Genomic DNA, 23,868 nt, shown 5'->3' with positions numbered 1-23,868 from the left:
TCTACGACATGCCAAAATTCAAAAACACATATCAAATCGAGTCTGCCCGCCTTAGCACCTGGGACTACACATGGCCGTGGTGGTACTACGTCACCATTTGCACGAAGGATATGGCGTGCTTCTTTGGAGAAGTCGTGAATGAGCAGATGCAACTTTCTGCCATTGGAGAGATAGTCGCCGAGGAATGGTTGGAGACACCGAAGATTCGGAAGAATGTGGCATTGGATGAATGGAAAATCATGCCGAATCATCTGCACGGGATCATCATCATAACCGATACCGTGGAGACCCCAAAGAAAGACGTAGAGACGTTCCGTCGGAACGTCTCACGAGAGACGACTCAACGAGTCGTCTCTACGAACCCGGAGGGGTTGCAAGCGAATTCACTCGGTTCAATCATTGGACAAATCAAATCGGTTTGCACAAAGAGGATATGGAAGGCCGGATTCACAGACTTTGACTGGCAAGAGAGATTCTACGACCACATCATCCGGAATGATAAGGACCTTCATCGAATTCGAACCTACATAGCACAAAACGCCCTCGTGTGGGAGATCGAGAAGAACCATCCCGAGAATCTCCCGGAGTAGAGACGGGTCGGTGACCCGTCTCCCATGCACCCTTGAGGCGCCGCCCCAAGAACTCCTCTGCGCGCTTTGAGACGTTTCACCGAAACGTCTCTACCCATAATGGATGGCGAACCGGGCCTCTCATGCGCCCTACCTTTCCCTTGTAACAAATCCCACCTTCCAGCGACTATACCTGTAAACCTCGTAAGGGTCAGGTGTGGTCAAACGTAAATCCGGACAATTCTCTCAAATCCGACTGGCAATCGCGCATATCAAGTCGCATTGGCAGGAGGGGAAATCCCTCAAGGAAATCGCCGCAACATACAGGGTTGATCCGGGCAACCTTGCGCGCGCATTTCGCGTGCAGGAAAGTATGACGGAAAAGAAATTCGTGGACATGAAACGGGCGGAATACATCCGACAGAAGCTTTCGAAGAATCATGTCTTGGGCTACGAACTCGCCGATGAACTCGGCTTTGCCTCGGATTTTGCGTTTTACCGGTGGGTGAGGCGGGTGTTTGAAATACCCTTTACGGTGCTGAGAAAGCAAGCGACTGACGCCAGGCATTCCCGGTGAATGACAAGGAATGACATATTGAAACAGTGGCGATTTGCCCGGCTGCGGAGTACCTTTGGCTAAGCACGCCCTTCAGTTTCCCGCGCTTTGCAGGTCGTGTTCAGGAAAAGCTCCCCGGGGCGTAATTCCTCATTGTCACGTGCGTCCGCCGTACCATGAGTCAATGCGGTACGGGGTTCAGAAATCCGAAAATCAAGTCAAACTGTTCTATCTCATCAGGAGAAATCCACATGGAAGACAGATATGCTTGCAGCGGAAGAACATATTCGTCATCGTCTCTCAAGAAGGGGACGATTCTCTTTGCGTCTCTGGTGATTTTCAATGCTATCGGTTTTTCTCAAGAAGTGGTGAGCCCGATCCGCCACGTATTGGAAGGAGGAGGGCACGCGCAGGATTACCGGGGTTACAGAAGCGTTGCAAATGCGACTCCCCCGGCCGTCAGCGGCACGCTCTCGACGGTTGGTGTCTACACGTCGCTTGATGGATACGCGGACTATCAAACCAACGGTGGTGCATGCCAGTACATTCGTGTTGATTCCGCTTCCGGGCGAATTTACGTCACGTATATGGTGCTGGATGATTCGACAAACGCTAACACAAATGGTGTTGCTTTCGCACTGAGCACAAATGCGGGCATTACGTGGAGCAACTTTTCCAACCTTCGTTTGCCTCAAGATGTCTCGTTTTATCCCGCGCTTGATTTGGGTCGAGGTCCGTTAGCGGGAGTTCCTATCATAGCGAATCAGTATGGCATTCCACGGAGAGTCTCTGCTTTTGTCGGAAACGTGGTCCATCCGGATAGTTTCAGCCAAGTTCCTCCTCCTGCTTCGACATTGTTGAGGGTCCCGGCGATTACTTCCGCTTCTGATGGTTCAATCATCATGGAACCTTTTGACTTTGGCATCAACAAAGCACAACTGTTTCGGACGACGGATCTTCAAACATGGTCCAGTCCTGTCACCCCACCGGACACACCTGCAAGCAGTTTACGCAATGTGCTTGTTTCCAACAGTTCCGGCAGAGTCGGTTCGTTGATGAATGCGGCTGACAATGGGCTCTACTGGTTTGAATCAACTGACAATGGGCTCACGTGGCCTGTCACGGCTCTGCAGATCCATCCACCAATCAGGATTGCGGGGAATGATTCAATGGCTGTATGGGTCGGCTCTGATGTTGTGTATCAAGGGAATGAGCCGCTTGTAGTCTTTGACGAGAGGAGAATCAATACCACTGGCCCGGACAGCGCACGCATCATGTTCTGGAGTCGTGCGACCGGGTTCGTTACTGCGGCATCTAAAGGTAATACGCCGGGGGTAGTAACAGCGTTGAACAGGCCACAAACAAATCATATCACAGTATGCTATCCCGTAATTGGCTTGTCCGGCTCGCACATCGTTGTCGCGTATATAGCATTCATGAGCGATACCTCGTCCTCTGGATTCAACTATGCTGACGTCTTCATTGTAACTTCCTCAAACGCCGGAGCCAGTTGGTCCACTCCGCGAAATCTCACAAACAGCCCTCAGGTTGATGAGCGCTATCCATCAATTTCAAAATGGAATGCTGCAGGACAAGTAAATCTCGTGTGGCAGGAAGATGCAGAGCCGGGTACTTGGTGGGCATTTAATGAGGGACCCATAACTCGGAATCGTCAAGTATTCTACCGCGACATATTGACGAACGTGGAGGAGAACCCGGAAAGTCCCAGAGAGTTCGTCCTCTTCCAGAACTACCCCAACCCATTCAATCCGACGACGACGATCAAGTTCACTGTCAAGGAGACATGGCAAACAAAGTTGGACGTTTGGAACATTCTCGGCCAACACGTTGCCACATTATTTGATGGAGTTGCAGAACCGGGGAGATTTTACCACGTAAATTTTGATGCAAGCAAGGTTGCAAGCGGCGTGTATATGTACTCGCTTCAGAGCGGAAACAAGCGGGATTTGAAGAAGCTCGTCGTGCTGAAATAGATTTTGGGCAAACGTCCCAACCGGCGTGCCCCATCGCCGTTCTTTCTCATACATACACAAAGGGAGGTAGCTATGAAGCACAACCGATTTCTTTTCGCACTTGCCGCGTTGCTCATGGTGGCAGCCTTGGCTCTCGTCGGGTGCAGCGACCGGCAGCAGCCACCTGCTTCAGCAGAACAGCCCGAAACTGTTCCGACTGTCCGGCAGGACATTCTCGATGAACTTGCCGAGCTGCGCCGCCTTGCCGCATTGCCCGACCGCGGAGTAAGTACCATCCTCGGCCAAAGCGACGCGCCGCCTGTAGTTATCCCTGCCGGATCAGTCGATGCACTTCAAGCTGCGGTGATTGCCGCCGGCAACAACGGCAAGGTGATTCTTGCCGCCGGGGTTCACACCGAGAATTCCATGGTCACCGTAACGCAACGCGGCATTACCATCATCGGCGAGAATGGAGCAGTTCTCAAGCTGAATACCGACCCCGTTACGTCGCCCGCCGAGCCGTGGGTTGTCGATGCCGGGCTGCATATCTTCAATGCAGACCGCGTGAAGATCTGGAATATCGACTTCGTGCCGGTTGGCACCATTGGCGGAACCGCCATTGTCGTGGAGAACTCCCCCCGGACATCCATCGGCTCCAACTCGTTCAATGAGTTCCAGTGGTCAGTTCTGCTTCAGAACGGAAATAACTCGACAATCTTTGGCAACGAGGTACACGCCAGCACAGCGTGGCAAACCGCTGTCATCCCTGAAGCGGATGGCATCATCAACCTCAACGGCAAGGGAGTCACGTGGGCGGACAACGAGTTTACGGGCGGTGTGCTGGGTGCATTTCTGTCTGATGCCGACAATACCTTTCTGCATAACAATCTGCATGATAACTTCGTTGGCATGATTCTGTGCTGCGTTCCCGACGGACTGTTTCAGTTGCCGAGCGGCGCGATTGTCGGGTCACTTGTGAGCGGCACGAAGAGTTTTGTGCAAGGGAACACGGCGTCAAACAATTTCTACGCAGGGTTCCTTGTGATTGATGGAGCGAACAAAAATCTCCTTGTCAATAATGGCGGCTCCGGCAATGGCGCGTACGACATTGAACTGCTGGGTGGTACGTGTCTCTTCGGATTTTTCACACCGACCAGCTTTGACAACAAGGTGGTTGTCGGTTCCCACCAGGGAATCACCATCAACGACTTCGGACAGAATAACACTATCATCGGGCAGACGACGGTCACCAACAACATCAGCGCGCCGTGCCCGTGACATTCGGGGGTACCGGGTTGCATACAATCTGATCGAGCAATGGCTCTCATGTACCGTAACAGTGAGGGCCATTCCCTTCCTCATATCAATCTTATCCGCTGCTTGCTTCGGTCACCCTCCCTTCTTATATTGTGGTCAGAATAGTCAGAATTTAGGGAGACCTCCCGTGAGCAACTACTGGCAAATACAGCAGGCAAAGGCACAGTTCAGCCGACTGATTGATCGGGCAATGCGTCATGGCCCGCAATACGTAACCAAACATGGTCGCCCGGCCGTCGTTGTTCTTTCCGCATCGGACTATAAACAGGCGGAGAAGCCTGGGGAGAGTCTCGTCGAGTTCTTCCGGCGCTCTCCGCTACACGGAATACAATTAGACCTCCAACGTTCAAAGGATAAGGATCGTCCGGTGAGGTTCTAATGTTCCTGCTCGATACCTGCGTCATTTCAGAATTGACCAAACCGAAACCCCATCCCGCTGTCATCGAATGGCTTGACACGCATGATGAGCAAACTTTCTTCCTCAGTGTTCTCACGCTCGGCGAGATTGAGAAGGGGATAACGAAGCTCCCGACATCACGAAAGAAGAAACGCATCATGCAATGGTTTGACCATGATGTGCAGCAGCGATTTGAAGGAAGGATTCTCGACGTTGATGTTCGTGTTGCGGTTGCATGGGGAAAGATACAAGGAGAAGCTGAAAAGAAAGGCGAACCTGTCCCGACGATCGACGCGTTGCTTGCCGCAACAGCAGAAGTACACGGTCTCAAGGTTGTTACCCGCAACAACACTGATATTGAACGCACCGGTGTTCCGACGGTAGACCCTTGGAATGAGTAGTTAGTCGAGTCTGCCACAGCGGTTGCTTCTTCCCGCCCCATCCCGTAAATTACTTCAGCATCTTCTCTCCGTTCTTACCAATCATTCCCCTGGAATCGAAAACTTATTCTGAAAGTCTGACATGGATATCAAAGGAAAAACCGTTCTCATCATCGGCGGATGGGGCCTCGTCGGCTCGGCAATCTGCCGCAAGTTCATGGAACACCAGCCAAAACGCATGATCGTGACATCTCTCGCAAAAAGCGAGGCGATAGAGGCGGTCGAGCAACTCAAACACGACTATCCTCGCGCGGGCAAGAACTTCTTCGTTCCGTGGTGGGGAAACATCTTCGTTCGCCATCAACTGAAAGACATGGCACGTGAGGACATTCTTGCCACTGACAAGTATCGCTCGATGGTTATCGAGGATATTATCGACGACATGACACCGCAGGTGTTGCAGCGCTCCAGTCTGTATCGCCTCATGCAACAATACAAACCTGACATTGTTGTCGATTGCGTGAATTCAGCAACGGGTATTGCATACCAGGATATTTTCCAGGTTTCACGCACCGTCATGCAGACCATTCGCTCGGCAAAGAACAACCGCAACAAATCGGAAGGTGTGGAGTCTCTCGCCCTCGCAACCGAGAAGTTGCTTGCAACGCTGTACATCCCGCAACTCATCCGGCATGTGCAGCTGATGTACCGCTCGATGAGCGAGGCAAAGACAAAGATTTATGTGAAGATCGGTACAAGCGGAACAGGCGGAATGGGATTGAACATCCCGTACACGCATAGCGAGGAGCGGCCTTCACGCGTCCTACTCTCCAAATCCTCCGTCGCCGGAGCGCATACGTTGCTTCTTTTTTTGATGGGAAGAACGCCCGATGCGCCCATTACAAAAGAAGTGAAACCGACTGCTGCCATCGCGTGGAAGAGAATAGGCTTTGGAGAAATCCGGAAGCGCGGAAAGGCGATTGAGTTGGTTGATTGTCCGCCGGAATCCGCGGTGAAGCTGGCCGGCAAACTGCGCCTGCAAGGAAACAGCACAGCCCGGAAAACCGGCTCGACCCTCAAGTCCGTGTTCATTGATACGGGTGAGAACGGGATTTTCTCACGCGGGGAATTTGAGGCGATCTCCACACCCGGCCAGATGGAGTTCGTCACGCCGGAAGAGATTGCTGAGAGCGTTGTGTTTGAAGTACGCGCCGGCAATACGGGGCATGATATCATCAACGCTCTCGACAATGCAACACTCTCCCCCACGTATCGCGCCGGTTACATGTTCAATAGCGCGATGAAAACAATGCAGAAACTGGAGGAACGTCACGGCACCGACAGTGTTGCATTTGAGATGTTAGGCCCGCCCCGCCTCTCGAAACTTCTTTACGAAGCATATCTCTTGAAACGCTGTTTCATCAACATGCGGACGGTTGCGCGAACGGATGCAGCATCGCTGAGTAAATCCCTCACAACACTTATCACCGACGACGCGCAGCTGCGTTCGCAGATTATTTCCATCGGAATACCGATTCTCATGCCCGATGGCAAGTCGTTGTTGCGCGGCCCGCTGATGAAGATTCCGCCGTACCGCGGCGAGAATGAACTTCCGCTCAACGCAAAGAACATCGATCACTGGGCACACGACGGGTGGGTGGATTTGCGCGTGAAGAATATGGAACTGTGGCGCAAGCGGTTCAAGGAAATCATCGCCGAAGTCGAGAACCTTCCCGCGGAGGAAACCAGCTCGCGTACGATGCACAACCGGGATTACTGGAACAACCTTTCCGAAATCGATCCGGGAAAAATCTGCGGTTTCCTCTTCACGTTTGAGGAAAAAGGAAAGCGAATGAAGGCCTGACAAGGCCACGAATCACTATCGGGCGTCGGCCTGTTGACTGCTTTAGGCGGCGCCCGATTGTTTTTGGTAACGCTGCGCATCTCCCCTTTCAGTTCACATCTCCCCTGCAAGACCGGGTTTTGCTGTTTTACTGCCGTATTGTACAAAAACATGTTGCGTTCGAGCACGAAACGCATGAACGGTTCTTGCTATACTTTCGGGTGTCTCAAACTACTTCATGACATTATGGTCGAACAACATACTCCTGAAACGCCGGACGGGGCAGAAACCATCCTCCTCGTTGAAGACGAACCAATGTTGCTTGAGCTTGTGCAGTCGCTGCTTGAGTCAACAGGGTACCGGGTTCTCACCGCGAGGGATGGCAGGACAGCAGTTGAGACGTATAAGATACATCAGCAGGAAATCCGACTGGTGTTGAGTGATCTCGGACTGCCGCTGTTAAGCGGATGGGAGGCTTGCCGGCAAATGCTTGCTATCAATCCGGAGTTGAAGGTGGTTGTCGCCACAGGCTATCTTGATCATTCTGCGAAGGATGAGATGATGGAAGGCGGCGTGAAGGAATTTGTGCAGAAGCCCTACTTTGCCGCTGAACTTACGGCAAAGCTGCGTGAACTGCTCGACGGAAAGCAGTAACCCGTTTCAATCACGAATAACAAATTCGTTACCCTGCGGACGAATTGCATCATGCAGACGATATAACGCACGGTACGCATCCTGGCTTCCCCGTTGGGCGCTGCTTCTGTAAAGTCGAGCAGCTTCCGACACACTCTTCGTAACCCCGGTTCCCGTCTCAAAGCAATATCCGAGTGCCACTTCCGCAAGCACCGAACCGGACGCCGCGACGTTTGATAGGATTGGAATTGATGTCGCGAGATCATCACTCCCTGATCTGATATTCATTACCGCACGCCGTACAGTTGCCTCGGCATTTCCGAGTCGGGCGGCTCTTCGCCACATTTCGTCCGCTTTCGATTCATCGCGGCTCGTCCATCGCCCGGAGTAGTAGCACAATCCTAACTCGATCATGGCCTGCGAATGATTTTGTGCCACAGCGCGTTCAAGCATCTGGAACGCCTGCGCCTCCGTGAGTTGACGGTCGTAGCCCAAGGCAATGAGACATGCCCACACGTACAATGCCTCGGCATCATTGCGGTTCACGCGCTGCCGCAGGAGATCGAAAAACTCCCTCCTTTGAATAAGATCAAAGAGAAGCCGGGACGAACGCGGCGAGTCAAGCCTGATTGCTCGAATGTAGAAGAATGCCGCCCGGATGATATCTTTGTGAGCGTGAACGCCGCGATCATACGAACGCGCAAGAAGCGTCAACGCCTCGGGGCTTCCCGCTTCCGCCGACTGTTCCAGCAAGCGAAAGGCCGCCGTATCCAACTCGAACCGGTTCGCGCCTCCGTTTAGTGAACCGAATATTCTCTGTACCGACTTGTCGTTACTCAACATAGCCGCCTTGACAGCGTCTTCAAACAACACGGAGTCGCTCGGGGCTTTAATTGTGTCTTGCGAGAAATTGAGAAATTGAAGCTGAATGCCTCCGGAGGATGATGTTCGTTGCGTTACCGTTCCGTCGGATGTTTGCCTGTTCGCCGAGTCGGCAGGCGGGCGGATGCCGCGTTTCTCGAATTCCTTCAACGATTCTTTCGCCGGAGCGTAGCCCGAATCGGCGGCGAGCTTTACCCATCGATAGGCCTCGTTCCAATCCTGCGCCACAACAAGGTTCTCCGTAAAGAACTGAGCAAGCACAAACTGCGCTTCAGGCAAATTCCGTTCTGCAGCAAACCGGAAATCGCGGTACGCTTCAAACGGATTCCATTCCGTTCCCCAGCCGTTGAATTTGAAGATGCCTAAATTGTAGCGTGCAAGCAGATGGTTCCGGTCGGCGGCCCGTTGCGACCAGTATGCTGCTTTTGTCGTGTCGGCCTTGAAACCTCTGCCCGTCAGATATCTGATACTCAACTCGAACTGCGAAACGGCATCGCCGGCATTTGCCTTCTGCATCACCTGAAACCCCTGCCACATTTGATATGTTGCATCGGATTGTTCGAGAATCGGGGCTGTTGTAGGAGGACGGTAGTGCTTGAAGACGGGACTGTTGGGATTGGCTTTTCGATCAGATTGAGAGAAGGCAAGAGCAGAAGACGCGGCCAGCGCCACAACCACCACGCTCGTCTTCTCAAATATCATCTTCAGCAAACTCAAGGAAATTGGATCATGAACTTGTCCAATCTAAACAAAAAGTGCCTGAGAATCAGACAGGGACCTTCGGGGATGAAGAGATTTGACATTCTTGACATCATTCATACCTGAGCGCTTCAATCGGATCAAGCGTCGAAGCTTTCCATGCAGGATAGACGCCGAACACCATTCCGACAAGGGAACACACAATCAGCCCGACCATCGCCCAATCCCAGGGAATCACGGCGGGCCATTCCAGCCACCACCCGATGCCGTTGCCTGCAAGAATACCAAGCAGCACGCCTAAAACGCCGCCTATCTCACAGAGAATAATCGCCTCGACAATGAACTGGGCGAGAATATCCTTCTTCTGCGCGCCGACCGCTTTCCGGATGCCGATCTCCCTCGTCCGTTCCGTCACCGAAACTAACATGATATTCATGATGCCGACCCCGGCGGCAAGAAGCGCAATGGAACTGATGAGCAGAGCCCCGAGCCTGACGTACAGAGTAAACGAGTTGAACTGCGAGATGAGGGAGTCGTTGGAAAAATAGCCGAAGTCGTCATCAGCGCCGGGCGGAACACGCCGCGCTGTGCGCAACGCAAGGCGGGCCTCTTCAAGACAATCATCAAACACTTCTCGGCTGCGGGCTTTCACAAGAATGTTCACGCTTCGCCCTTCCCTGCCGTATTTCTTGAAGAACGTCGTAATGGGGATGATGGCAAACGTGTTATTGTCCTGTCCGAGAACTCCTCCCTTCAAATCAAACACACCGACAACTTTGTACATTGTACCGTCAATCCGGACCTCCTCGCCGACCGGATTCTGCCACGGGGGAAAAAGCTTCTCGGCAACAGTCTGCCCCAGAAGCGTCACGTTGCGCCCGTCGGCGATTTCTTGATCCGAGAAACTTCGTCCCAACCCGATCGACATATCGTTCGTGATGTACCCGTCGGCATTTTCGCCGCCGATGCTTGTATTAGGATTCGTTTTCTGTCCCTTCCAATACACAATTCTCCCCCGGATCCAGCTCTCGATACCCACGGCATCCGCGAGTGTCAACCGCCTGCTGACATATTGTGCCTGTTCGAGTGTGATGTCCTTCCGCATTCTCCATTTGCGTCGTTGTTCGGGTGTACTGTTGATGACGACATCGGATTTTTGAATGCGGAATGTGTTTGCACCGAGTCCGGCAAGTCCCTGCTCAATGCTTGAACGCAGCACGCCCATCGCCGTCATGACGCTCACAATCGAAAACACACCCACAACAATCCCTAGAAGGGTCAATATCGAACGCAACTTGTTTGCGCGGATTGCCGCCAGCGCCATGAGTACACTTTCTTTGAATTGTGACAACCGGAATGCCGGAAACACGAAACATCATCCTTTCGAGAGAAATAACAAAAAAAACATTCTCCGCCAATGGCGGTGAACGCATCAAGAATTAAGAAAGAACAAAGGGCTAATGCAAGAACGGAGGGAGGCCGGATGTTCCGGCCTCTATATGATAAGGAGATTCTATTCGTATCTCAACGCTTCGATCGGGTCGAGCGTTGAGGCTTTCCATGCAGGATAGACGCCGAAGAGAATACCGACGAGAGAGCAAACACCGAGACCTATCGCCGTCCAATCCCAGGGCATATAGGGCGGCGTTTCGAGCCATACACTGATGCCGTTCCCGGCGAGGATTCCTACGAACACGCCGATGATGCCGCCTATCTGACACAGAACCACGGCCTCGATGATGAATTGTGAAAGAATATCCTTCTTCTGCGCGCCGATTGCCTTGCGGATGCCGATCTCACGGGTTCGCTCGGTAACCGACACGAGCATGATGTTCATAATCCCGACTCCCGCCGCAAGCAATGCGATGGAGCTGATCACAAGAACGCCAAGACGGAAATACAACGTGAAATCGTTGAATTGCTTTACGATGGAATCGTTCGAAAAATATCCGAAATCATCCTCGTCCCCCGGTGCAACGCCGCGCGCAGCGCGGAGAATCATGCGCGACTGCTCGATGGCATCGTCAACAACATCACGGCTGAGCGCCTTCACCATCACGTGAATATCTTTGTCTTTGCCGTATTTCTGGAAGAAGGTAGTGATGGGAATGATGGCAAGATTATCCTGATTGCCGCCAAGCGCGCCGCCCTTGGACGAAAGCACACCAATCACCTGATACACGGATCCATCAAAACGGATACTCTCCCCGATCGGATTGAGATTGGGAGGGAAGAGCTTGTCCGCAACGGGCTTGCCAAGAACCACAACACGACGGTTCAGGTCAATGTCCTGGTTGGTAATGCCGCGGCCGTTGCCAACAACCCAGTCGTTGGTGATCAGTCCTTCAACATTCTCGCCCGCGATTGAAACGTTAGGGTTCGTTTTTTGTCCGCCCCAGAACACCACCCTCCCGAACTCCCATGCCTCAATGCCGACCGCCTCGGCAAGTGTCGCCTTTTCACGAATCTGCATCGCTTGCTCGTAGGTGATGTTCTTTCTGTTGCGGAACCTCCAACGCTGGCCATGGCCGCCGCCGGGGCCTCCGGGAGGAAACTTCTGGAGTTGGAATGTATTTGCGCCGAGTTGCATCATTCCTTCTTCAATGGAATTCCGCAGCACACCCATCGCCGTCATCACCGAAATGATCGAGAAGATTCCCACGACGATGCCGAGCAGAGTCAGGATGGAACGCAGCTTGTTCGCTTTGATCGCAGCAACGGCCATCAGCATGCTTTCGCGAAGACTCGTCCAATCCAGTAAATGCTTACTCATAGCGCAACGCCTCCACCGGATCCATTTTTGCTGCACGATATGCCGGAAGGAAGCCCGACACGACGCCGACTGTAAGCGAAATTGCTATGGCAATAAACACGACCGAAATGGGCATTGCGGTCGGGAGAACCTTGTCCACGATAAGACTAAGTGGAAACGCGAACATCAAGCCGATTATTCCACCGATGAGACATAACGCCGCAGCTTCGACAAGAAATTGAAGCAGGATGGTTCTTCGTTTCGCGCCTATCGCTTTCCGAATACCGATTTCCTTTGTCCGTTCGGTGACGGAAACGAACATGATGTTCATGATGCCGATGCCGCCGACGAACAGCGACAGACTTGTGATAAACAATCCGATTGCTGAAATGACGAGACTGATCGGCCCGAACGTCTGCGTCAGCAATTCCTGCTGGTTGATGCTGAAATCACTCGGCATGCCGGGCTGTGCCTTGCGGATACTGCGCATGATTCCTTCGACTTCAATTTTCGCGTCTTCAAGAACACTCATCGAGCTTGCGCGGACCTGCACCATCACGTAGCGGCGCCCGCCGAAGTTGCTTTGAAATGAGTGAATGGGAATGAACACACGCGTATCGGACGTAAACTGGCCGAACAATCCGCCCTGTTTCTCAAATACGCCGAGCACCGTGTAGGGGAATCCTGCCACACGTATGGTTTTTCCGATCGGATCTTCGGTGGGAAAAAGGTTCTCCGCAACGACAGCACCGATCACGCATACCGGACGTCCGCCGGTGGCCTCTTCGTCGGAGAAAAATCGTCCGTCGATTTCCGAGTTGCCCGAGGCCGAAATATAGGAAGCGGTCGTTCCCGTAATAAGGGCCATTTCCATCTGCTTATCGGCATACTTCAGCGAACGGCGGGTGTTCATTACCGGCGCGACAGCATTGAGCAGCGTTGCCTGACGTTCGATTCTGTCCGCGTATTCCACTTTCAGATCGGGGCGATTGCGGAACGTCGACCAATCCTCGTTGCTTACCCACGGCCACTTCTCGATATACATCACGTCGGGGCCGAACGCCGCGGCGCTTTTGTCGAATGCGCGGTTCACGCCCTCAATCGCCGTTGCCATCAACGTCACCGAAACTATGCCGATCACGATTCCGAGCGTCGTCAGCACAGAACGAACCTTGTTCGTGCGGATCGCACGGAATGCAATAATCAGCCCTTCCTTTACTTCGTTCCAGAAGTACATGGGATTCCCTTCGCGTTCGTTACGAGGCTTTTTTTACGGCGTACCGCTTGCGCTTCGCCTCAGGGATGACGTCGTCGCTTTCCACTTTGCCGTCACGCACACGCACAACGCGGTGTGCATGTTCGGCGATATCGGCTTCGTGAGTCACAAGGATGATGGTGTTGCCCTGACTGTGCAAATCTTCAAAAAGCCCCATAATCTCTTCGCCGGTTCGACTGTCGAGGTTTCCCGTCGGCTCATCGGCAAGAATGATGGAGGGATTGGTAACGAGCGCCCGTGCAACCGCAACACGCTGACGTTGCCCGCCGGAAAGCTCATTCGGTTTGTGATGTCCCCGGTCGCCGAGTCCGACATGTTCGAGCGTTCGCCGCGCCCGTTCCTTTCGTTCGGAAGAGGAAATGCCTGCGTAGATCAGGGGAAGCTCGACGTTGTGAAGAGAATCGGACCGGGCGAGCAGATTGAATGTCTGAAACACGAAGCCGATTTCCTTGTTGCGAATACGGGCAAGATTGTTATCGTCCATCTCGCTCACGTTTACGCCGTTGAACAGATACTGGCCCGAGGTCGGCGTATCCAGGCATCCGATGATATTCATCAGTGTTGATTTGCCCGAGCCGGACGGCCCCATGATGGCTACGTACTCGTTTTTTCCGATGACAAGATCCACGCCCTGCAGTGCGGCCACTTGCTGGGCGGCGCCCATATCATACACTTTCGTGATATTCTTCAGCTCGATGATGTTCATGCGCCTTTCCTTCTTTGCTTACGATTGCTTATCGTCGGTTCGCGGACCGGATTTCTTCGGTTCTTCGATCTTCACCTTGCTGCCATCTTCCAGCTCACGGTTGATCGCCTTGTAACTGCCGGAAACAACCTGCATGTCTTCCTTCGCCCCTTCACTGATCTCGACGTAAGCATCATTGCTGATGCCGCGCTTCACAGGCATGGCCTTCACGACGTTTTCTTCGACAACAAAGATCACTTCCTTGGGTTTGTTTTCCGCCTTCTTACCGTTGCCGCCGTTGCTTGCCGCCACAAACTCACCGCTTTGTCCATCCTTCGGTGGTTCCTTGCCTTCCATTTTCGGCATACGTGTTGTCACACTTTGAATCGGAACGGCAAGAACATCCTGCTTCGTCTCAGTCTCAATATCTGCTGTCATCGACATGCCGGGGCGCAACGTGATGCCCTGCGAAATAACGCGCATCTTCACTTCAAAGTTTGTCACTTCTTCTTGCGTGCCCAGCCCTTTCGACTTTGCCGTGTTGGCGATTTCATAGACAATTGCATTGACCTTCTTGTCCGGGAACGCATCAACTGCAATGCGTGCCGTGTCACCGAGATGCAAGCGGACGACATCGGTTTCGCTGACATCAACTCTTCCCTCCATCCGTGACAGATCGGCGATCGTCATCACGTCTGTCCCCTGGAATTGTTGAGTACCGAGAACACGTTCGCCGAGCCGTGAATTCAACTGGCTGACGGTTCCGTCCATCGGGGAAAGAATCGTGGTCTTCCTCAAGTTCTCGTTTGCCTGATTCAAAGACGCGGTTGCCTGTGCGTACGATGCCTTTGCGCTTTCGTGAGCCGCTTTTGCCTGATCGTATTCGGCTTGGGAAACAAGTCCCTTCGAGAAGAGTTCTTTAATGCGGTTATATTCCGGTTCTGCACGGCTCAACGTTGCCTTGGCGGAAAGGAGTCCGGCGGCATACTGATCGCGCTGCGCGACATACACGTCGGGTTTGATTTTCATCAGCACGTCGCCCTTCCTTACTTTCTGACCTTCTTTGACGGGAAGATCAACAATTTCGCCGCTAACTTCGGGAGAGATTTTTACCTGAATCTCGGGTTGAATCTTTCCGGTGGCTGTTACAACCTGGGTGATGGTATGACGCTTCACTTTTTCTGTTTGCACGGAGACTATCGGCTCCTTCTTGCTGCCAAGGAAAAGCACAACGCCCGCGGTGACTGCCAGCAAGCCGATAACTGAGAAGATGATAATCTTCTTCTTGGATTTCTTTCCGTTTGTTGCCATTACTCCTCCATGCGGTTATGACATTCTTGGTTAGTATGCACGTTCGCCGACCGAATATTCAACGTTTCGTTTGGCGATGATGTAATTGTACACGGCGTTCACGTTGTTTGCCTGCGCGCTGACGAGCCCGGCGTTTGCCGTAAGCAAGTCAAGCAATGTTCCGGCGCCGAGGTTGTATCGTTCCTCTGCTATTTTTCTGTCTTCGGTTGCAGAGATCAAACCCTTGAGACTTACTTCGTACGTCTTACGCGCGGCTTCCAAATCAAGCAAGGCTTTCTTCACTTCCACATTGATGCTGCGTTCTGTTTGTTGCAACGAGAGCTCTGCATTTTTGCGCTGTACCTGGGCAGACTGCAATTGGTTGTTTGTTCTGAAGCCATCGAAGAGATTCCACGACAGGCTCAGTCCCCAATTCAGATTTTTCCGGTCGCTCAAGGATGAAAAGGTCTGGCCGGTGAGTCCGTAGCGGGCAAATGCACTGATACTCGGGAAGTACGTGCTGCGGGCACTTGTGACACCGGCTTCCGCCGCCTCGACGGATTCTGTCGCGCTCGCATAATCGGGGCGGTTTGTGAGTGCACGCCGGGAAAGCTGTTTGAAGTCATTGACCATCGATGCCGAGGATTCCAATTCCGACGGACTGATGTCGTGCGATATTGTCGGATCGGCTATCTCGAAACTCTCATTCACATCCAACCCGATCAGCGCAAGAAGATCGGCCTTTGCTTTGTCGAAATTGTTTTGTGCGTTGATTACCGCAAGCTCGTCCGCAGCCACTTGAGATTGCTGGCGATACACATCTGCGCGGGACAGGGCACCTACACGGTTTGATTCCGTAATGCGCTCCAACTGCCGCTGGTCGCGCTTCAAGTTTTCTTCCGCTACTTTCACTAACTGTTCATTACGCAAAACATTCAGGTACGCGCTTTCAACATTGAATACAATACTCTGACGAGTTCGGGCCGCTGTATGTTCAGTCGCAATCGAATTCGCTGATGCGCGTGAATATCCACCCTCCCGGCTGAATCCGTCAAAAACCGTGTAGTTCAAACTGAGGCTCGTATTCAGCGTGTTGTCAAGCGATCTTCCGCCGGTGGTAGTAACCTGATTGGTGACAGGGTTCAGGAAAAGTCCCGGAGGAGTGTCGGTTTGCGATCGTGTCCAGCCTGCAGAGGCGGACAGCGTCGGGAGGTAATTGCCGGTGGCGGCAAGAACACCTGCCTGCGCGGCTTCTACGTTATTCTGTGCCTGTGCGACGCTCAGGTTACGTTCCAAGGCAATCTGTCGTGCCTGCTCGAGCGTCAATGATCGTGATTGTGCCGAGGCAACCATTGCGGTAATAACCGACAATGTTGCGACAATGGTGATGAATCGGGTGAAACGCATAGCTACTCCTCTTGTTGGGCGATATTTGTTGAAAACATACTGAAAAGAATGGAATTGGGGATTTCAGCACCAACACCTCATGTAAACGGGGGTGATTTTGAAATGTTTCAATCCTTCATTGTTTTGACAGTCTTTTTTCGAAGTCGTTTAACACGGCATCCTTAATGTTCATTAAGTAGGCAAGCGCTGCATCATGTTCGTTGGGAATCTTGCCATCCAGAATCGCTTCTTCTATTGCCGTCTTGAGAATGCCAACTTGCTTCCCCTGCTGCAGCCCGCATACCGTCATAATCTCATCTCCTTTTACAGGAGGCTGCCAATTGCGAAGCCGGTCTTTTTCTTCCACTTCAACGATCTTTTGCATGACAAGATCGTAATTCTTCAAATACTTCTCGACAAGCTTCGGATTCTTAGACGTGATATCTGCCCTGCAAAGTTTCATCAAATCATCAACATCATTCCCTGCTTCGAAGACAAGCCTGCGAACGGCGGAGTCGGTAACGATGTCATCCACCAGCACCATCGGACGCAGGTGCAGGCGGACAAGCTTCTCCACATACGGCAGATGGTCGAGCGGAAGTTTGAGATTGCGGAAGATGCTCTTCATCATCCGGGCGCCGAATTCTTCGTGACCGTGGAACGTCCAGCCGATGCCCTCTTTGAAGGCTTTCGTCCGGGGCTTTGCGATATCGTGAACAAGAGCAACAAAGCGGAGCCACAGATTGTCCGTCGTCTTCGCGATATTATCAACAACGATGCATGTGTGCAGAAATACATCCTTGTGATGATGATCTTTCCGCTGATCAACGCCTGCCATCTGCGCTACTTCGGGAAAGACAATCTGCATCACGCCGGTATCGTACATCAGGCGCAAGCCAACGGATGGTTTTTCGGTTTTGAGAATCTTCAGAAACTCATCCGTCTTTCGTTCCTGCGAGATGATATTGAGGCGTGAACTCATTGCTATGAGCGCCGCATGAACATTCTCTTCAATTTTGAATCCAAGTTGCGATGCAAACCGGATCGCCCGCATGATGCGCAACGGATCGTCTTCGAACGTTTTTGCCGGATCGAGGGGAGTTTTCAGAATGCCCTCATGCAAATCCTGAATGCCGCCAAACTCATCATACAGCTTTCCGAATGTTGCTGCATTAAGACTTGCAGCAAGCGCATTGATTGTAAAGTCGCGGCGGCGCAGATCATCCTTCAGGGTTCCCGTAGTCACAAGGGGTTTGCGTGAGTTCGGGTCATAGACTTCCTTCCGGGCGCCGACAAACTCCACTTTGCCGTCCTCCACCGGAACCATCGCTGTGCCGAATCGCTCGAATGCGACAACTGTTTCCGAGCCGATTTCCTTCGCGAACTTTCGGGCGAATTCCACACCATCCCCCAGGACCAGAATATCGACGTCCTTGTCTGCGTGGCCGAGCAGCAGATCGCGAACATACCCGCCTACGACGTACGCTTCCATCTGCTCTGCATCGGCAAGTTTGCCGATGGTTTTGAGCAACGGGTGTGCGAGTTCTATTGATGTTCCTGCGGTTTCCATTCTTTCCTATAACTCAAACCCACGACTCGCAGGTCGTGGGCTTGTGTTGGTGCAATAACAACATAACTCCCCCGCGGGTTCACATCCTCAGGGTTTGCTGACTGATTTTCTCCATTATGATATGCGCCACCTCGAGCGCTCTCCTGCCGTCTTCACCGGTTACGGGAGGCGGCGTGTTCGTTCGGATAGCTTTTGCAAACAACTCCAGCTCGTACTTCAAGGCGTTCACATCATCTACCTTCGGCAGTTCGTACACGATATTTCTCTTGTGTTTTGCAGACTCAATTTGCCCGAGCATCATGGCCCCTTTTGCCCGGGGTTCATCATCTCCAACGAGCCGGAACACTTCCGCCTGCTTCTCGGAGAAATCGATGGAAAGATATGCATCTTTTTGGAACAGCCGCATCTTCCTCATCTTCCGTTGCGAGATGCGGCTGGCGGTTACGTTTGCGACACACCCGCTTTCAAACTGAATGCGGGCATTTGCAATATCGACACTGTCCGACACAACCGCGACTCCGTTCGCCTCTATCCTCACAACAGGAGACTTGACGAAACTCAGAATAATATCAATATCATGAATCATCAAATCCAATACAACTGCCACGTCTGTTCCGCGGGGATTGAACTGCGCAAGACGGTGGGATTCGACAAACAGCGGGTCGATATTGTATTTTTCCAACGCAAGCACCGCGGCATTAAAGCGTTCGATATGCCCGACCTGGATCAACGCGCGCTTATCCCGGGCAAGGCGGTTCAGTTCATCGGCTTCCGCTGTTGTTTGCGTGATCGGTTTCTCTATAAACACATGCTTGCTGTGCGCCAACGCGGTCCGGGCAACCTCGAAGTGGGTCGAGGTTGTGGTGGCTATCGTCAACGCGTCGACTGCGCCGACCAACTCTGCATAGGTGGAACATGCTTTCGTGCCGAATTCCGCGGCAACGGATTCGGCCTTTGCGGTATTGGTATCAAACACGCCGGCAAGAGTAACATCATCGAGTTCTGCAAGCATTTTTGCGTGAAGGGCACCGAGATGCCCGACGCCGACAACTCCGATATTCAGATGGTGATCCATGTGTATGCTCAAAGTGTTAAACGCTTAGTGAGAGCCGGGGAGTTGCTGACTGCTGCTGCCCCGCCCTAACCCCACAATTCTGTCAAACCCGCCGAAGCGCGGATCGTTGAAATACACAAAAACCGTGTACGTGTTTGTTGTGCGCCAATCGTTTCCTTCAATGGCAAGCCAATCCTGATTTGCCACCTCCTGAGTACGCGCATCCCACGTTCCCGTGAGATATTGATAGTCATAGATTCCGCGACGCAGCAGCTTTTTGACAACATACGAACGCTCGTTTTCGTCCCACATCAGTTTATCATCCCCGGCGGGATTCCAGAAGTTGAACGGACCGACAAGATAAATACTTCTTCCGCCGCTCGTCAGAGAACGATAGTCGGAGAGGGTCATATCGAGTCTGAACAGCACTTCAAGGTAATCCGAATTGAGCCCCGTATAGTTATTCAGCGTCGCTGTTCCGTTTCTGTCGGAACCCGTTCGCCAGAACAGCCGCATCTGGTCAGCACCGTCAACCGGACGCACCAATGAATTATTCGGGTAGCGGGTCACGTTGCCCAAATCGAGGACGCGATATTCGTTGCCCGGCATGATATTCATGATCTTGAAGACACGCTCACCTGTGTTGATGCCTTCGACATGTGTATAGCGATTCCTGTCCCACGTATCAATGCGGTACGGATGGTAGAACCGCCTGTTCTGATACACATCAACAGTAGTGAAAAAATAGGCATCGGCTTCATCCGGCAATGTCACACGGGCGGCCACTGTGTGAATTTGATTGTAGGGTGATGCGCTTTCAGTGAAATATTCGTTCGTCACGGCAACGGCGGTCGGTACAAGATCATCAACAACAAAAAACCGGCCGTGGGCAAACACGATCGTCTCACTCTTGTTCATGATTTTGAAGATCCAGTTGCCGGAGTACTCAAACCGGACAGCGTCATCGGCGTCGGGAAATGTGTTGACATACCGGTATGTATAGCCCTGAACTCCGCCGGGAGAAGTGACAAACTTCAGAGAGAATGATGTGTTGTAGTTGATGTTGTTGACGAACAAGTTATCATCCACAACCCAATCACGATTGCAGTGCTGAAACCGGATTTTGAGATCGGGTGGCTCGCTTGCAAGAACATCGAATTGAATCGTAATATGGCCGTACTTGCCTGCCGGCCTTCCTTCACGGTCGAGGTTTTTGCGAAGCACAATCGGGGGATTCGCTTCATCATTGCCTGCATACACCGAGAGGCCGCGAAGAACCGGTTCGCCTTCCCGGGCGACAAGAAGTTGAGCACAGCAGAGAAGAAGACACATCGTTCGAACAATCACAACCGCCTCCAGATTTTGTAGCGTTGCCCTATGGCATGCACGTGGGGATCATCCGATGCAGGTTCGAACACTACGCCGAAGCCCGGCAGTTCACTCTGATCCGAAAGAACAAAATCCGTTTCCGAAACACCGATCATTTTTTCTGAATAGAATCGCACAGCCCAGCCATACGATGCCGGCACGGACACTGTTTGATCGTCATTCATATGTGTTTTGAGCCATAACCCGGCGGACTTCATTTCAGCTGTTGTCGAGATATTCCGGTCCATGAGATCATAGACCGGCGGTCGGGAGACGAACTGACTGTATGCGAGAAGCGCGGTTGCCAGCAACACAACTACCGCGTCACCCGCACGCGGGAATCCCGTCATCCCGACAATCAGCCTCAGGGAAAGAAAAGCAAATGTCAGAATAAGCGGCAGCGCCACCGCAAGCATGATGGTGTGCAGAAACGGCACAGTAACAGTCCACAACACAATTGCCGAATGGGAGCGGAGCAGTTCACGGTCGCGGGTCGCGAGCAGAACGATGCCCACGAACATCAATCCGACAAGCAGAACCGTCATGAACGATAGTTGCGGAGAAATGACCGGTACATCACTCACATGAATTTCATTAGGGATCAACAAAAGGGATGTGTACGCACCATACAACACCCACGGCAACACAATTCCTGCAAACACCATCACTATGCTGGCGGCAACCTTCGCCGACCGGGTTTTGCTGATCGAGTTGATGGAGACATCGAACAAGATGACGAAAAGCAGCCCGGTAAGTTGCCATGCCACCATTCCGCCAAATGCGGCAAACACCGTTGCAAGCAAATAGTCGTTCCTCAACATAAAAAACAACGCTGCGAGACTGAGCAACAAGGCAAAGGCAACTCCGCTGCCCGAAGGTCCTAATTGCAGAAACCACGCCTGCATCGAAATCGCCAGGGTCACGCAGAACGCCGACAGATGATCGCGCAACACTTCATACGCAACGAAAAACATGAACAGAAGCGAACCACTGCAAAAGAGCAGGCTGAGGGTTTTTGCCGCAAGAAGAAGATCGAGGCTGAAAGAATCAAAAAGCGTCAGAAGTACCATCCACAGCGAGCTTGCATCTCCTTCCTTCACTCCGATCAGCGTCGCAAATGTACTTTCGGGCGTATAGTCGAACCGCTCCGCGGCCGTTACATAATAGACAAGTATGATGAGAGGAACCCCGTAGCGGGAAAGGTATTTGTACAGCGTATGTTCGGAAGACAATATTGTCACGGAACGTCAATAAGAGTTACTATGAAACCACTCGAACATTTCGCTTACGTTGTGAAAAACAAAATCAGTGCGGGCCGCAAGCACCCGTTCCTTGTCGTATGAATCCCAAAGAACAGCTGCCATTTTCACCCGCGCGCTCTGCGACGCATGTACGTCGGCCATTGAATCACCCACCATCAACACCCTGTCAGCCGTTAGCGAGTATTTTTCCAGCACCTTGCAGATTCCCTCCGGATGCGGTTTGTGGTTCACCACGTCGTTTCCGGAAACGACAACATCAAAATAGGGCGCAATATTGAACGCCTCCAGTGTAATCGAGGCGGTTCGACGGCCTTTGCCGGTAAACACTGCCAGCGTTCTTCCTTGTCCCTTCAGAAGGGCCAATACATCTTCGATCCCCGAATGAAGCCGGGCCAATTCTGCATGGCGGGATTGGTATGCCTCGCACAGTTCATCCATTGCCTTCTCGACTTGATCAGCCCCAAGCAGCTTCTTAATTGCCCCTTCCTCCGGTGGCCCGAAAAAACTGATGATTTCTTTTGGTGTGAAGGTTTTGCCGAGGTACTTTTGCGTGATATGGTTGAAGCTGGCGAAGATGAGATCGTTTGTTTGCGTCAGGGTCCCATCCATATCAAAAATTACACAGGGGAATTGACCGTTCTTCACACAGTTCCCTTGAAGGAGTCTCATTGTGGGTGACTATTTTATAAAAGATACGCAGATTGACAGCGAGTATCAATAAAACCATGTGTTGCTATTCGGCTCACCTCTTGGTACCTTGAAGTCATCATGGGCCACCTCGAGAAACAAATCATCCTAAAAAACAAGGAAGAAGGACGCATTCTGTCGGGCCACCCGTGGGTCTTCAGCAATGAAATTCGCGAGACGAAAGGAACCCCGCTCATCGGGGATGTCGTTGAACTCCTGTCGGCCGGAGGCAAAACGCTTGGCGTCGGATTCTACAACCCCCACTCCTTGATCAGCGCTCGACTGCTCTCAACCGTCGTTGAAGATATCGATCAAGACTTCTTCAGAAAGAGACTGCAGCAAGCGCTGGATCTTCGAAAGAAACTCTATCCGTCGGGAAACATGTTCAGGCTTGCCTTCAGTGAAAGCGATTTCTTACCCGGGTTGATTGTGGACAAGTTTAACGAATTTCTTTCCGTTCAGACATTCTCATTTGGAATGGATGCCCGGCTGCAATCAATCTGCGACATTCTTGAATCCCTGTTGCAGCCTAAAGGGATTATTGAACGCAATGAGTCACCATTGCGTGATCTGGAGAAGCTTCCCCAGCGAAAAGGTGTCCTTCGGGGTGAAGCCGGATGTACGATTGTTGAAAACGAGGGTTTGAGATTCTCGGTTGATGTACTCGAGGGTCAGAAGACCGGCTTCTTTCTCGACCAGAGGGAGAACAGGTTGACCATTCGACGGTTTGCCCCGGATGCCGAAGTGCTTGATTGCTTTTGCAATGACGGCGGGTTCGCGTTGCACGCTGCAGATGCAGGTGCACAATCCGTACTCGGCATCGATGCTTCCGCAGATGCAGTGAAACGGGCGACCGCAAACGCAGCACTCAACCAACTGACGCGTGTTACCTTCGAGCAGGCAGACGTATTTGATTCCCTGAAGAAACTTCACGCCGAAGGAAGAACATTCGACGTTGTTGTTCTTGACCCGCCCTCGTTCACCAAAAGCAAGAAGAATGTTCAGTCGGCAAAACAGGGGTACAGGGAACTCCATGCCGGAGTTTATCGTATTATAAGAGAGGGCGGAATACTCTTGACCGCCTCATGTTCGCATCATATCGAATCCGGGGTATTTCTCGATATCATCGATTCGATGGCAACAAAAACAGGCCGCAGGATACAACTGCTGGATTGGCGCGGAGCGGCACCTGATCACCCGGTGTTACCGGCAATGCCCGAGACGCGTTATCTGAAGTTTGCGGTTGTGAGAGTGCTGTGATTGATTCTCAACGTCAAACCGACTATCTT

Annotated in this window: 20 protein-coding genes; 8 read left to right on the top strand and 12 right to left on the bottom strand. The window is 52.2% G+C overall.

Annotated elements, in window-relative coordinates; all coding sequences use genetic code 11:
* The first annotated feature begins 8 nt into the window (after positions 1-8).
* The 7 genes from KF749_09675 to KF749_09645 all read left to right on the top strand — a co-directional run bounded on the left by KF749_09675 (position 9) and on the right by KF749_09645 (position 7,689).
* Complete coding sequence (locus KF749_09675; protein MBX2991427.1) at positions 9-590, top strand: transposase; 582 nt, start codon at positions 9-11, stop codon at positions 588-590.
* A gap of 196 nt (positions 591-786) precedes the next feature.
* A complete protein-coding gene (locus KF749_09670) occupies positions 787-1,146 on the top strand; it encodes a helix-turn-helix transcriptional regulator (protein MBX2991426.1) in 360 nt (119 codons plus the stop codon).
* Positions 1,147-1,376: 230 nt separating this feature from the next.
* Entirely contained in the window at positions 1,377-3,119 is a 1,743-nt protein-coding gene (locus KF749_09665) for a T9SS type A sorting domain-containing protein (GenBank protein MBX2991425.1), read from the top strand.
* Positions 3,120-4,191: 1,072 nt separating this feature from the next.
* Entirely contained in the window at positions 4,192-4,794 is a 603-nt protein-coding gene (locus KF749_09660) for a type II toxin-antitoxin system Phd/YefM family antitoxin (protein MBX2991424.1), read from the top strand.
* On the top strand, positions 4,794-5,213 hold the full coding sequence (locus KF749_09655; protein ID MBX2991423.1) for a type II toxin-antitoxin system VapC family toxin: 420 nt from the start codon (positions 4,794-4,796) through the stop codon (positions 5,211-5,213). Before KF749_09660 ends, KF749_09655 begins: the two co-directional genes overlap by 1 nt.
* A 121-nt stretch (positions 5,214-5,334) precedes the next feature.
* A complete protein-coding gene (locus KF749_09650; protein MBX2991422.1) occupies positions 5,335-7,056 on the top strand; it encodes a short-chain dehydrogenase in 1,722 nt (573 codons plus the stop codon).
* 225 nt (positions 7,057-7,281) lie between these two features.
* Positions 7,282-7,689 carry a response regulator gene (locus KF749_09645; protein MBX2991421.1) on the top strand — a complete coding sequence of 136 codons (408 nt, stop codon included), beginning with the start codon at positions 7,282-7,284 and terminating at the stop codon, positions 7,687-7,689.
* A 6-nt stretch (positions 7,690-7,695) separates the two neighbouring features.
* Here KF749_09645 and KF749_09640 read toward each other — a convergent pair whose 3' ends face one another.
* The 12 genes from KF749_09640 to KF749_09585 form a co-directional block, all read right to left on the bottom strand.
* Positions 7,696-9,252 carry a sel1 repeat family protein gene (locus KF749_09640; GenBank protein MBX2991420.1) on the bottom strand — a complete coding sequence of 519 codons (1,557 nt, stop codon included), beginning with the start codon at positions 9,250-9,252 and terminating at the stop codon, positions 7,696-7,698.
* Positions 9,253-9,361: 109 nt separating this feature from the next.
* Positions 9,362-10,618: an ABC transporter permease gene (locus tag KF749_09635; protein ID MBX2991419.1), complete on the bottom strand. Its 1,257-nt coding sequence runs from the start codon at positions 10,616-10,618 to the stop codon at positions 9,362-9,364.
* Positions 10,619-10,762: 144 nt separating this feature from the next.
* Positions 10,763-12,022 carry an ABC transporter permease gene (locus KF749_09630; protein ID MBX2991418.1) on the bottom strand — a complete coding sequence of 420 codons (1,260 nt, stop codon included), beginning with the start codon at positions 12,020-12,022 and terminating at the stop codon, positions 10,763-10,765.
* Entirely contained in the window at positions 12,015-13,238 is a 1,224-nt protein-coding gene (locus KF749_09625; protein MBX2991417.1) for an ABC transporter permease, read from the bottom strand. Before KF749_09625 ends, KF749_09630 begins: the two co-directional genes overlap by 8 nt.
* Positions 13,239-13,257: 19 nt before the next feature.
* Positions 13,258-13,977 carry an ABC transporter ATP-binding protein gene (locus KF749_09620; GenBank protein MBX2991416.1) on the bottom strand — a complete coding sequence of 240 codons (720 nt, stop codon included), beginning with the start codon at positions 13,975-13,977 and terminating at the stop codon, positions 13,258-13,260.
* Positions 13,978-14,001: 24 nt separating this feature from the next.
* Complete coding sequence (locus KF749_09615; protein ID MBX2991415.1) at positions 14,002-15,273, bottom strand: efflux RND transporter periplasmic adaptor subunit; 1,272 nt, start codon at positions 15,271-15,273, stop codon at positions 14,002-14,004.
* A gap of 30 nt (positions 15,274-15,303) precedes the next feature.
* A complete protein-coding gene (locus KF749_09610; GenBank protein MBX2991414.1) occupies positions 15,304-16,659 on the bottom strand; it encodes a TolC family protein in 1,356 nt (451 codons plus the stop codon).
* Positions 16,660-16,774: 115 nt separating this feature from the next.
* The gene (locus KF749_09605) at positions 16,775-18,208 is read right to left on the bottom strand and encodes an HD domain-containing protein (protein ID MBX2991413.1); all 1,434 of its coding nucleotides are present in this window, start codon (positions 18,206-18,208) and stop codon (positions 16,775-16,777) included.
* Positions 18,209-18,287: 79 nt separating this feature from the next.
* On the bottom strand, positions 18,288-19,283 hold the full coding sequence (locus KF749_09600; protein MBX2991412.1) for a Gfo/Idh/MocA family oxidoreductase: 996 nt from the start codon (positions 19,281-19,283) through the stop codon (positions 18,288-18,290).
* A 24-nt stretch (positions 19,284-19,307) separates the two neighbouring features.
* Positions 19,308-20,609, bottom strand: a complete 1,302-nt coding sequence (locus tag KF749_09595) for a DUF5103 domain-containing protein (GenBank protein MBX2991411.1) — start codon at positions 20,607-20,609, stop codon at positions 19,308-19,310.
* Positions 20,606-21,871 (bottom strand): hypothetical protein, encoded by a 1,266-nt coding sequence (locus tag KF749_09590; GenBank protein MBX2991410.1) that lies wholly within the window; start codon positions 21,869-21,871, stop codon positions 20,606-20,608. Before KF749_09590 ends, KF749_09595 begins: the two co-directional genes overlap by 4 nt.
* A 6-nt stretch (positions 21,872-21,877) precedes the next feature.
* Positions 21,878-22,501, bottom strand: a complete 624-nt coding sequence (locus KF749_09585; protein ID MBX2991409.1) for an HAD-IA family hydrolase — start codon at positions 22,499-22,501, stop codon at positions 21,878-21,880.
* A gap of 159 nt (positions 22,502-22,660) precedes the next feature.
* On the opposite strand from KF749_09585, the gene KF749_09580 reads away from it, so the two are divergent.
* Positions 22,661-23,839, top strand: a complete 1,179-nt coding sequence (locus KF749_09580) for a class I SAM-dependent rRNA methyltransferase (protein ID MBX2991408.1) — start codon at positions 22,661-22,663, stop codon at positions 23,837-23,839.
* Positions 23,840-23,868: the final 29 nt, after the last annotated feature.

It is taken from the genome of Bacteroidota bacterium, assembly GCA_019637975.1.
Lineage (GTDB): Bacteria > Bacteroidota > Ignavibacteria > UBA10030 > UBA6906 > CAADGV01.
The sequence above is the reverse complement of the archived record's forward strand: the minus strand, read 5'-3'. Positions and strand labels throughout refer to the sequence as shown.